The organism is Okeania sp. SIO2F4, from assembly GCF_010672385.1.
Taxonomy (GTDB): domain Bacteria; phylum Cyanobacteriota; class Cyanobacteriia; order Cyanobacteriales; family Microcoleaceae; genus Trichodesmium.
Genome location: NZ_JAAHGT010000073.1, coordinates 7,151 through 18,753 on the forward strand (window position 1 = coordinate 7,151; position 11,603 = coordinate 18,753).

The 11,603-nt window shown below is 34.6% G+C and carries 9 protein-coding genes; 3 read left to right on the top strand and 6 right to left on the bottom strand.

Annotated elements, in window-relative coordinates:
• Positions 1–827, top strand: an 827-nt coding sequence (locus tag F6K22_RS07315; protein WP_293095236.1) for an LmeA family phospholipid-binding protein, incomplete at its 5' end; no start/stop codon positions are given.
• An 829-nt stretch (positions 828–1,656) separates the two neighbouring features.
• Here F6K22_RS07315 and F6K22_RS07320 read toward each other — a convergent pair.
• From F6K22_RS07320 to F6K22_RS43440, 3 genes are all read right to left on the bottom strand, one after another.
• Complete coding sequence (locus F6K22_RS07320; protein WP_293095238.1) at positions 1,657–2,538, bottom strand: phosphatidate cytidylyltransferase; 882 nt, start codon at positions 2,536–2,538, stop codon at positions 1,657–1,659.
• A gap of 1,371 nt (positions 2,539–3,909) precedes the next feature.
• Positions 3,910–4,512: a precorrin-6Y C5,15-methyltransferase subunit CbiT gene (cbiT, locus tag F6K22_RS07325; RefSeq protein WP_293095241.1), complete on the bottom strand. Its 603-nt coding sequence runs from the start codon at positions 4,510–4,512 to the stop codon at positions 3,910–3,912.
• A 374-nt stretch (positions 4,513–4,886) separates the two neighbouring features.
• Entirely contained in the window at positions 4,887–6,821 is a 1,935-nt protein-coding gene (locus tag F6K22_RS43440; protein ID WP_293095243.1) for an aminotransferase class I/II-fold pyridoxal phosphate-dependent enzyme, read from the bottom strand.
• A 138-nt stretch (positions 6,822–6,959) separates the two neighbouring features.
• Here F6K22_RS43440 and F6K22_RS41780 point away from each other — a divergent pair, with 138 nt between their 5' ends.
• Positions 6,960–7,118, top strand: a complete 159-nt coding sequence (locus F6K22_RS41780) for a helix-turn-helix domain-containing protein (protein ID WP_363273027.1) — start codon at positions 6,960–6,962, stop codon at positions 7,116–7,118.
• A 118-nt stretch (positions 7,119–7,236) separates the two neighbouring features.
• On the opposite strand, the gene F6K22_RS07335 is transcribed toward F6K22_RS41780, so the two are convergent.
• The 3 genes from F6K22_RS07335 to F6K22_RS07345 all read right to left on the bottom strand — a co-directional run bounded on the left by F6K22_RS07335 (position 7,237) and on the right by F6K22_RS07345 (position 9,654).
• A complete protein-coding gene (locus F6K22_RS07335) occupies positions 7,237–7,563 on the bottom strand; it encodes a hypothetical protein (protein ID WP_293095245.1) in 327 nt (108 codons plus the stop codon).
• Between the two features lie 156 nt (positions 7,564–7,719).
• On the bottom strand, positions 7,720–9,054 hold the full coding sequence (locus F6K22_RS07340) for an AAA family ATPase (protein WP_293095248.1): 1,335 nt from the start codon (positions 9,052–9,054) through the stop codon (positions 7,720–7,722).
• Between the two features lie 96 nt (positions 9,055–9,150).
• Positions 9,151–9,654: a hypothetical protein gene (locus F6K22_RS07345; RefSeq protein WP_293095250.1), complete on the bottom strand. Its 504-nt coding sequence runs from the start codon at positions 9,652–9,654 to the stop codon at positions 9,151–9,153.
• A gap of 837 nt (positions 9,655–10,491) precedes the next feature.
• On the opposite strand from F6K22_RS07345, the gene ychF reads away from it, so the two are divergent.
• Complete coding sequence (gene ychF / locus F6K22_RS07350) at positions 10,492–11,583, top strand: redox-regulated ATPase YchF (RefSeq protein ID WP_293095252.1); 1,092 nt, start codon at positions 10,492–10,494, stop codon at positions 11,581–11,583.
• Positions 11,584–11,603 lie beyond the last annotated feature (20 nt).

The window sequence follows — 11,603 nt, forward strand, 5'->3', positions numbered from 1 at the left end:
TCTCTGGAAATAATCACAAAACTAATTGTACTAACCTAATATTGTATTTGATGAATAGAAAATTACCAGAACTGCATCAAACTTCTGATTCTGATGTTGCTGTTGAGAGTAAAAATAAAATATCAACTAAAAAAAAGAGTAGAATTGTTAGTAGATTTCTGTCTCCTGCTTTGCAATTTTGGTTAAAATCCCAATTAGAGCAGGTAGAACAATTAAAAGTTCATATTGAAGGTGGCGATCGCCAAATTATTACAGGTAAAATTCCCCAAGTTTCTATTGCTGCTTCTAATGTAATTTTTCGAGGATTACATTTAACTGAGGTGAAGATATCTGCTACTGGCATTCGGATTAATATTGGTCAAATCATCAAGGGTAAACCATTAAAAATATTAGAATCTTTTCCTATATTTGGTAAAATTGAATTGCTACAATCTGACTTTAATGCTAGTCTGGAATCTGCTCTATTAACTGAAGCTATCATTGAGTTTTTAACTCCACTATTACCGCCAGATTTTAGAGAATACCTGGAGCAACCTATTAGTTTGGATAACCAAGAAGCTGAAATATCTACAGGTCATCTAAGTTTCTTTGCTAATGTGCTGTCTAAATTTGATGAAAAAATTCCTTTAAATTTACATACTGATTTAAAACTTGCTACTGGCTGTAAATTACTGCTAGAGAATCTTAACTTTCAAGTTTTAGAAAAGTATAATTATCACTTTTCAAATACTGTCCAAGTTGATTTAGGCTCCGATGTTGAACTAAAGGAATTAACATTAGAATCTGGTCAACTTATTTGTCAAGGTAGCTTGATAGTTAAACCCTAACGCGCAAGTCAAAAATTAAAAGTTAAAAGTTATAAAGTAATCTCTGACCAAAAAATCAGGTCTCCTGCTCCTTTTAATATTGATAACTGGATAACTGAAATGACTAAGTTGGTGGTGCCCAAATTCTCCACCAACGGAATTTACGGAACAAGGACGAGAGTTTGAAAGCCACGTCTTTTTAAAGCGTGGATGAAAACGTTTCATGTCGCCCAGCGAAACGGAGGATTTTAATCGCCTTAAAAATCTTTAGTTTTTGTGTTATTACTCGAGAAGCAAGTGAGAAAAAAAATCTGCGGTCCGAATCGTCCTAGTAAGGAGAAATCCGGGGTAAGTAAGTCCAGCGGCTAGAAAAATTTAAGCACGTCAGTGTGGCTACACCATTGCAAACAATAGCAGGACGAGGAGCGTACCAAATTGGCCGAGTGATAATATCTGAAAGCAAAAGTAAAGTAAGCGCAATTTATCTGGCTATATGTCAACATATTTGAGCTTGTAGCGGTACGAGCGATAATCCCATTAAGAGTTCGTTTTTGGACTACTTAAGAATTCCCGTCTCGCGACTAGCGGGGAGCATCAATAACAGACATCTCCAATTAAAAAAAAATAAAATCAATTATCAAACTAGATATATCAATTTTTTATCCCTACTCCCTACTCCCTACTCCCTCTTTTCTGGAGATGTCTAATGTCCGCGCCCTAAATCCGTAGTGCTATAAAAATTATCATCATGAGTGAGATACAAAATTCTAGATTTTAGGGAACAGCAATTACTATAAATACAAAAGAAGAAAAATAACTGTACCTCACAAATGTTGATGGACGCTATATCCTAATTATAATTTTTGAGGGCTGGTAAAAGTAAAGTGAAAAAATAATATATAAGGGGTGCGGTAAAAACATAACTGTCAGTACGGTCAAGAATTCCTCCATGTCCAGGTATCAGTTGTCCAGAATCTTTAACACCTGCATCTCGTTTCATCATGGATTCAGTTAAGTCTCCAAGTAGACTAGCAACACCTACTATTAAACCCAAGACAGCACCTGTCCAAGGCGAACCAGGCCAATCTAAGTACCAAGAACCTATTGTAGCAACTACTACACTACCTAAAACTCCAAATACCGCACCCTCCACAGTCTTTTTCGGGCTTATTTCTGAAAGTCTAATTCTACCAAAGAACTTTCCGACAAAATAAGCACCTATATCAGCAGCCCATATACAGCAAAAACCAAGTAGAGTAAATGTTAAGCTTGGAGGCCAACTTAAAGGATCTATCCATGACATAAGTTGGTAGTTTTCTAGGGTTATTTGGGATGTCTGTGATTGAGCTTCAAGTCCAACTCTGAGTCTAACCCAATAGCTAGGTAGATATCCACCATAAAATAGACCTAAAATTGATGATGCTATGTCAGCTATAGTTGCTAATTTTGGTTGAAATAGTAGATAAAAACAAATTATGGTTCCTGCTAATGTAAATATGGCATCTACTAGGTTAGGATTTAGGGCTGCTACTACTAAGATGATTTGACTTAATGCTAGAGTAGTTTTGGCTGCTGGTGCAATACCTTTAGCACGAGCTAGTTGAAAATATTCGAGTTGGCCTAGGTAAACTATGATTCCCATGCCGACTGTAAACCACCATCCCCCAAAAATAATCATTCCTAGAGCTACGGCGATCGCTACAAGTCCACTAATTATTCGAGACCAAGACATAATATTATTTTATTAACTTAAAACTTCAATTTTACACTCTCAACCGCTATTAATCTTCTGTTTATAATTATTTTTGCTGTAGCTATATCTTTATTAATTTTATATATACAGTTGTTCCAGGTATGTTTTCTTGTAAGGATTCATCTCTTAGCAGTTAGCTATCAGCAATCATACTAAATTCGGCAATGTATGTTCTTTTTCAAAATCTTCTCTAAGTATCTCCCCTTCTACCGAAAAGGATACTCTGTAAAGCGTAAAGCGGATTTAGCATCATATTTCTCCCTTTAAAGGTGAGGTTTAAATGAATATGTCTCTTGGTTAAGGGAGCCTACCTCAGGCAATAACTTTTAATTCTCTCTCAATTTATCAATGTTTTTTTCTCCTATATTCGGCAATAGTTGATGGCTAAATGCTGACATTTTATTTCCCAGACTTTTGATTATTAATTGTATAATATTGAGCAGATTATTCAGAGATATAATTATTATCAAATTTTGTATAATAGTTACCAGATTTTTAGTAAAAATAAGTCAATATATCATTCATCAACTAATCTCTCCAACTATCTAGATATTACTTTCTAAAAATACCTTACTTCCCAATAAATAAAGTTATAATATCTTCAAGAAAATCTGATTTGCTAATTTACAAAATTAACTATATAGCATTACGCATTAAGGTTAGGACATTTATAAATCCTGTTTGCGGAGCATTTCCCTATAAGAAAAACCCTTTGACAGTTTACTATTCCCTATTCCCTATTCCCTATTCCCTAGGGCGTAGCGCTATACAATTTAATCCATATTATTAATTAGGGTTTGCGCTCAAAAGTCTTGTGGTAGGGGGAGGAGTCAGGAGTCAGGAGTCAGGATAAATGCGAATGAGCGAGGAGGTAGGAGTAAGAATTGTTCCTCAATTTTTCTGTCTAAGTCTCTGCCCAAAATACGCTCATTTTTGAACCGCACAGACCTAAAAGCTTGGATTTTTTCAAGACCTAAAAAGGCTGAAACTTTTACCTGAAAAGGATTTGATCTTTAATCAGCAAACCCTAATTATTCACCTTGAAAGGGGAAACTTTAAAGGGGAAAAAGCTCTGGAGGGATGGATGGGTACCTAACCAGATCTAATCGGCCAACTTGAGAAAAGAAATAATATTTCCTTATATTCAATTCTGTTGCGTCTGTTGCGGTTTTAATCAGAGGTAATTATCCATTATCAATTATCCATTATTCATTAATGAAAATGTTTCTTAAGTTACTGAGATAAAATTATTTTTCTTTTTTTGTATTCCCTGTTTATGTCATTACTACTTCCTAACCAGTATGAGGAATTGCTATAGTTAACTTTCTTTACTTGAAGCTAACGAAAAAATTAATTGATTTTTTCTCCACTCAAAATAAATATGGGATTAATTGCCGCAAAGGTTTGATGTATTCCCCTAGTCTCCAGACGATTTACTGCCGACTGTACTACCTCTACATTCCTAACTTGTAAATCAGCAAAACTTTCAGAAACAGCATAAAGACTTTCTAGATTAGCAGCAGTGGCAATAATACGACCTTGTGGTAATAATCTTTTCCAAACTTCTTGCAGTATAACTTTGATGTAACGACCTCCCTCTATACAGACATGGCTAGGTGCATCGATTAAACTATCAAGACATTCGGGAGCATTACCTTCTACTACTGTGACATTTTTCACTCCAAAGCGGTCACAATTTCTCCTAATTAAATTTGCTACTTCTTGATCCCTTTCTATGGCAATAACTCGACCTTGAGGACATATCAAGCCGATTTCTACTGGTATGGTTCCTGTTCCTGCACCAATATCCCATACTACTGAATCTGATTGTAATCGTAAATAAGATATTAGCAATAAGCGTACTTCTCGCTTACTCATGGGAATACCAGGTAAACGTTCAAATAAGTCATCTGGGATACCTGGAGTAATATAAGGCCAAAGTTGGGAAGACATGGATAATAGATAATGGATAATGGATAATGGATAATGGATAATGAATAATTGATAATTATTAATTAATTAGAGTTTACTGATTAAATCTAAAAGTTTTTACAGATAAAGGTTTTAGCCTTTTTATATCTGTAAAAAGTACCTGTTTTTCAGTTCTTTATGCTCAAAAATTTAGCATTTTTGGGCAAGAGTTGAGTAAAAAAATTACTCCCCTACTCCCCTACTCCCCTACTCCCCTACTCCTTAAAAAAGACTTTTTCAGCAAACCCTATTTAGAGCTATAGCTTGGCAAAAAAACGGGGATAAAAAAATATTTGATTCAGCATTAAGCCTCTTGCTTCGGCCAGAGGTACTAATAACTGATTGTGTAGTTAAAACTAAAATTTAGAGATTTTGATAGTTCTCAGATTAGGGTCACTACATCCTGTTATTATTCCACCTAATGTCCTGACTTGTTCAAGTATCTGAAGATGTTTTTCTGTAATAATTTCACCAGGTATTAATACTGGAATACCTGGTGGATAGGGACAAAGTAATTCGGCACTGATATATCCTACAGACTTTTCAATAGGCAAACAATCCTGATCGGCAAAAAAAGCATCTCTGGGAGAGACTGGTATGGAACAATCAGTTACCTGGAAGTTAAATTTTGTTCTGTGATTAGTAGGCAAGTTAACTTCACCTCGATCGCTTAAACTAACTAAACCAGTTACTAATTGATTAATATCTGTCTTTGTATTTCCCAGAGAAATAATAAATGTCAGATTTTGGAAACTGGGCAATTCACAGGTAACTGCTAATTCCTGATGCAAAATTTCATCAGCTTCATACCCACTTAATCCCATATTAGAGACTTTAATAGTTAATCTCGTTTGGTCAAGGGCAATAAATCCTGGGTTGAAATAATTCTCAATTGGAGAGTTGGGAGTTGGGAATTGAGTATTAGGGGTTGAGAAGATTTCTCCTGATTCTCGAATCCTTTCTTTAACCTCATTTTCTATTGGGGAGTTGGGAGTTGGGAATTGAGTATTAGGAGTTGAGAAGATTTCTCCTGATTCTCGAATCCTTTCTTTAACCTCATTTTCTAATAAATCTGAATCTCCTGATAAGCAAGTCAAATTTTTTTCTTCTTTCTTCTTACCCCTTCCTTCTAGCTCGAATTTTGAGAAGATTTCTCCTAATTCTCCCATCCCTTCTTTAACCTCATTGTCTAATGAAGAGGAGTTATAAATTGGGAGTTGAGAGTTAGGAGTTGAGAATATTACTTCTGATTCTCCAATTTCTTCTTTAAACTCATTCTCTAATAAATCATTCTCTAATAAATCTGAATTTCCTGATAAGCAAGTCAAATTTTTTTCTTCTTTCTTCTTACCTCTTTCTTCTAGCTCGAATACTGAATAATTTGACAGTTGATTAATTCTGTTTCTGGCATTCTTAGCTAATTCTAGAGTTTGACTCATCAACTCCTCACCAAATAAAGCCATTTGTTGCCGAGCAGCATCAAGGGAAGCTAGCAGTAAATAACTTGGACTACTAGACTGTAATATCTGTAATGCTTGCTCAAGTCGATAAAGATCAATATGATCGCTTCCAATATGAAGCATGGATGCTTGAGTCATAGCTCCTAGAGTTTTATGAGTTGACTGTACTGTTAAGTCTGCTCCACCGACTAATGCTGGTGTTGGTAATTCTGGATGAAAAGCAAAGTGAGCTCCGTGAGCTTCATCTACTAATAGAGGAATATTATATTTATGAACTTCTTGGGCGATCGCTCTAATATCTCCACAAACTCCATGATAGGTGGGATAAACTATCATTACTGCTTTAGTATCGGGATGTTTTGCTAAGGTTTTGGCGATAGATTTGGGAGTAATGCTGAGAGGAATATCCCAATGAGAATCATATTCTGGATGGATAAAAATCGGCATTGCTCCAGATAGAATTAAACCGGAAATTACAGATTGATGAATATTCCGAGGCAAGATTATTTTTTCTCCATTTCCACAAGTAGCTAGAATTCCGGCGATAATTCCTGTAGTAGAACCGTTGACTAAAAATTTTGTGTGTAATGCGCCGAAGGTTTCTGCTGCTAATTCTTGAGCTTCTTGAATTACACTGTCTGGAGCGAATAAGTTATCTAGTTCTGGTAGTTCTGGTAAGTCTGCTGGAAAGACTTTTTTACCAAGTAATTCAGTGAGTGGTTGTGGAATACCTTTTCCTTGTTTATGTCCTGGTGCATAGAAAGGAGCATGAGATTTTTTTGTAAGATTTTTCAGAGTTTCAATTATTGGTGTTTTGGTTTGGTTAAGCATTTCAAATTTTCTATGTTTTAGGAGCTGATTGCTAGTATCAATATATCTGGCAATTTCCGGTAATAACTGACACATCTGATGGGGATTTTCTTGACTTAGCCAAACAAATAGTTGACAATGTGCTTGGAGGTGATTTGATTGTACGCCAAAAAACTTGAATTGAAGCTGAATAACCAGGAGCGCTCAAAAATGGCTCAATGTTCTGGCTATGCTCGTTTCGTTTACAACTATGGCCTGAGTATGGTTAACGGAACTCACAGCATGACCAAGGTTAACAAACGTGCAATGCGAAGTTAGCTTGAGTTACACATTACGCATTTTAGAAGCTAAAAAAGTCTTTACTAACTATGTGAAAAAGCAACCAGAATATGCCTGGACTTCTAATTATTCCGAAAAGCATATATCAAAGTGCTTTTCAACATCTAGGTGAAGCATTTAAACGGTATAAAGAAGGAATCAGTAAGTATCCTAAGTTGAAAAGGAAAAAAGACCGACAATCTTTTACTCCTTTAAGTTTGGTGTCTGGTTTTTCAATTAAGTATTGAAGTGCTGCTTTAATTTCATCTCTTGTGGCAGTGGAAAGATTTATTTGTGGCGTTTTTTCCCCTGACAAAATTTTGCTAATTTTTTCAGTTTCTTCACTTTCATCAGCAATAATACACCAAACTTTTTCTAAACCCGCAGCTTCAGCTACGGCAAAAATAAAAGAATTGCCAATTACTTGATATTGATATTCTCCCACTTCTTTAACAATGACAGGTACGCAGTTTTTTCCACCAGTTTCATTCAGAAATTTTGCGGTTGATGAAATTAGAAATTCTGGGCAATTTTTTTCATTCCCTAGTTCAATTTCATCTATATTATAGATGTATTAATTTACCAATCTTACTTAAATTGCTCATTGTATAAAATACTCCTTAACCAGATTGATATAATATTCACGAGCTTTTTTATTTTTATAAACAACAGGTACACGGTCGGAAAAAGAACTTGCTATAGGTGCGTACTCACGCAATTCAAATATTTCCATGTTTTTTCCTGTTGTATAGCGAGGATAAAAATAGGGTAAAAGCTCAAATTTATTATTAGGATTCTTTTTAGCATCTAGAATCAATTTTTTAATATAGATTTGAACATTTCTCTTTTGAGCGTCGCTCATTGTTCCACCGTTGAAAAAAATTGGCAAAGCCACAGGTCCGAAATCTTTATTTTTTTGTATTTCCTGTTGAACTTCTGGTATATATTCCTTGATAGTTAAAGCTGCATTTTCTAAGGACGCGAAACATTTATGTTTGACTGGAATTAAAACTACATCTGCTGCATAAACAGCACTGACACTAAATATTAACCAGTCATTAGGAGCATCAATTAAGATATAGTCATAGTTATTTTTTAGTGGCTCCAATTTTTTGCTTAATCGATCAAAAGTAATTTTTTCTCCAATATCACCCCGCTTACTATCTTTCTGCACAGGAATTACATCAAAACTGTATCTTTTATATTCGTAGGGTTTAATTACATCTCTAACATTAATATTGTTATCTATTAAGCAATCATAAAAGGTAGGTACACTTTCTGAAATTGCTAGATATTTTGTTAGGTCTCTTTGAGGATTAAAATCAACAATTAAAACTTTTTTGCCATACAGTGATAGAGTTGCTGCTGTATTAACTGTAGTAGTTGTTTTTCCTACACCGCCTTTATTGTTATAAACTGCTACTGTTAATGCTTTTTGTGGTTTATCAATTTTTTCTTTGATTAATGTAGCGATTTTGATGATATTTTCTGAATTAATTTCCAGACAAACTGTCGCCGGATGAATAACTTTTCCATGCTTTCTAAATAATTGCATGTGATTAGCATTGGTAATTATTCCCCACTTCGCTGCTTTACAATTTTCTGCTAATAAATATCTTTGAATTTGTACAACTGTCTTTTTATATTCTGGCGAATCAGCAGCTAAATTAAGATTCCGTTTTTTCAATTCTACAAGAACATCTGGATTAGTTTTGCTTTGATTAAATATGTCATTTGCCGTATTATGACGCAGAGCATGATCGACTGCTTGAGTACCAGTTCCTGTAGAAAAAGAAGGCACCTGTTCATTTATTCCAAAACCTAAAAAATTGAATAATTCAGACGCAAAAATCTGACTAACTTGCGCTTCCGATGCGTCATCCGGCAAATTTGCCAAAGCATCTACAAGAGCTTGATTTTTCACAGCATTATTCATCTGTCGTTCGTTTTTGTTGACTCTAACTATCACCCTAGCACAACAGATATCGGAAAAAATCTAAACTTTATTTACTTGACTTAAAATTACATCTATCTATATATATCTGTATGCTCGACAAGCAGTGACAGGATTAAAATTAATATCTACAAACTGAACTCTACTAAAAGTATCAATCCACAAATGAGCACCACACTCAGCCGGGTCGTGAGGATGATATACTATTCGGCAAGGACCTTTAATTTCTAGCTGATAACCGTAGTCATTACGGTTAGTTTGCTTAACAGAAACTACAGGCTTTAATTTCTTTAGTGGACTCTTTGCATTTGCCTTAATTATATGCTGATTGACATGAATCATTGTAGGTTCAGTGCGCTTCTCTTTGCACCAATTACCTTTCGGACCTCTTCTACCAGGAAAAATAATTGGCATTTCAAAACCTTTGCGCCCATAAGCTGGAATTTGCCAAAAACCATTTTTCTTGTCAGCATTTTTAACTCGACCTTGAGATAATAATACCCGCAAACGTTGACCAGAAATACCCAATAAATATGCTGCTTCTGTAGTACCGATGATTTTTTTGTTTTTCTCTTCAACCATTGTACAATAGTTTTATTATTCAATAATTTTTAATCATAATCAATAACTACTTTAACTTTTTTTCTAGCTTCACAACTACTAACTTAACAAAATTTAATCTAGACTGTCCCTGTAAATGACTTTTTGAAAATATATTCTTGAACAAGAGAAGTAAAATAATTCTTTCAGTTTATTTAAGTAAGTAGACATCAATAAAGGTTAAAACAAAAAATCTGAAAAATAACCTAGAAGTAAGCTACCAATAGCTTCACCTTTTTGAATCTTCATTCCTATTGTACTAATAATTAAGCCCACTCATTTAGTTGGTCATAATGCAATACAGTTTATATCAGACCAAAACTCATAAAGTATGGAACTATTAGAGTAGCTCTTCAGATTACAGAACTACCAAAAATCTTTAACTGAACTGTATTAGCTGATAATGCTCTGCATTCCTGTTGCGATCGCTCTTACTATTGAACAACAAACACTTGAGATTATTCAATTTTGATTTTCATAAATTTTTTTCTACTCGGCATATTTACCGAATAATTAAGGTATAAAGCCAACTAGATAAAGAGAAACAATGAATTTATTTTCCTTTTATTCAATCCAATCCGTTTTAGGGAGAGGTAATTATCAATTATCCATTATTAATTATTAATTATTGAAGGCTTATCTACCTAGTTCCTCCTAGGAATTTAACAAAAAAGGCAAACTACATTTTTTTATTTTTTGATTCTTTATTTTTACTGAAACTTGAGGTTACAAATCAAAATTCTTTTTTCCTTCTGCTATCCTATTTAGATAAGCAATTGTAATTTTTAACTTTTAAATTTTGATTTTTGACTTAAATTTATGCTCAGAGCTGGAATTGTCGGACTACCCAACGTCGGAAAATCTACCTTATTTAATGCTTTAGTTGCTAATGCTAAGGCGGAAGCTGCTAACTTCCCATTTTGCACAATTGAACCGAATGTTGGTGTGGTGGCAGTGCCAGATGAGCGGTTAAATGTGCTGACTAAAATCTCTAATTCTGTTCAGACTATTCCTACTAGAATTGAGTTTGTTGATATTGCTGGTTTAGTAAAAGGTGCAAGTAAAGGAGAAGGTTTAGGTAATCAATTTTTATCTAATATTCGAGAAGTTGATGCCATTGTTCAAGTAGTTCGTTGTTTCGATAGTGAGGATATTATTCATGTCTCTGGTTCCGTCGATCCAGTGCGAGATATTGAGGTAATTAATTTAGAATTAGCATTATCCGATCTAGCCCAGGTAGAACGCCGAATTGAACGAACTAAAAAACAAGCTCGTACCAGTAAAGAAGCTCAGGCAGAATTAGAAATTTTAGAAAAATTAGAGGCTGTTTTAAACGAAGGTAAATCGGTGAGAATGGCTGGTTTAAATAAAGACGAATCTTTGCTAATTAAGCCTTTAAATCTATTAACTTCCAAACCCATAATTTATGCTGCTAATGTCTCAGAAGATGACTTAGCTAGTGGCAATGATTGGGTTGAAAAAGTCCGCAATATTGCTGCTGCAGAAAATGCTCAAGTTGTGATAATTTCAGCTCAGGTAGAATCAGAATTAATTGAGTTACCAGAGGAGGAAAGAGCTGATTATTTAGAATCTTTAGGAGTAGAAGAAGGTGGATTAAAATCTCTAATTAAGGCAACTTATGAATTGTTGGGATTGCGTACTTATTTTACTACTGGAGAAAAAGAAACTAAGGCTTGGACGATTAAAGCTGGAATGTTAGCTCCTCAAGCTGCTGGTGTAATTCATACTGATTTTGAACGTGGTTTTATTCGAGCAGAAACAATTGCTTATGAGGATTTAGTAACTACTGGTTCAATAACTGCTGCTAAGGAAAAAGGTTTGCTGAGGAGTGAAGGTAAGGATTATCTTGTCAAGGAAGGGGACGTTATGCTCTTCCGATTTAATGTTTAGATTTCTGTTAAAAGAGCGGA

Excerpts from the sequence above, each read along its gene's own strand:
- F6K22_RS43440 (WP_293095243.1), bottom strand. The coding sequence starts at position 6,821 with ATGCTTAACCAAACCAAAACACCAATAATTGAAACTCTGAAAAATCTT.
- ychF (WP_293095252.1), top strand. The coding sequence starts at position 10,492 with ATGCTCAGAGCTGGAATTGTCGGACTACCCAACGTCGGAAAATCTACC.
- F6K22_RS07320 (WP_293095238.1), bottom strand. The coding sequence starts at position 2,538 with ATGTCTTGGTCTCGAATAATTAGTGGACTTGTAGCGATCGCCGTAGCT.
- cbiT (WP_293095241.1), bottom strand. The coding sequence starts at position 4,512 with ATGTCTTCCCAACTTTGGCCTTATATTACTCCAGGTATCCCAGATGAC.
- F6K22_RS07340 (WP_293095248.1), bottom strand. The coding sequence starts at position 9,054 with ATGAATAATGCTGTGAAAAATCAAGCTCTTGTAGATGCTTTGGCAAAT.
- F6K22_RS07345 (WP_293095250.1), bottom strand. The coding sequence starts at position 9,654 with ATGGTTGAAGAGAAAAACAAAAAAATCATCGGTACTACAGAAGCAGCA.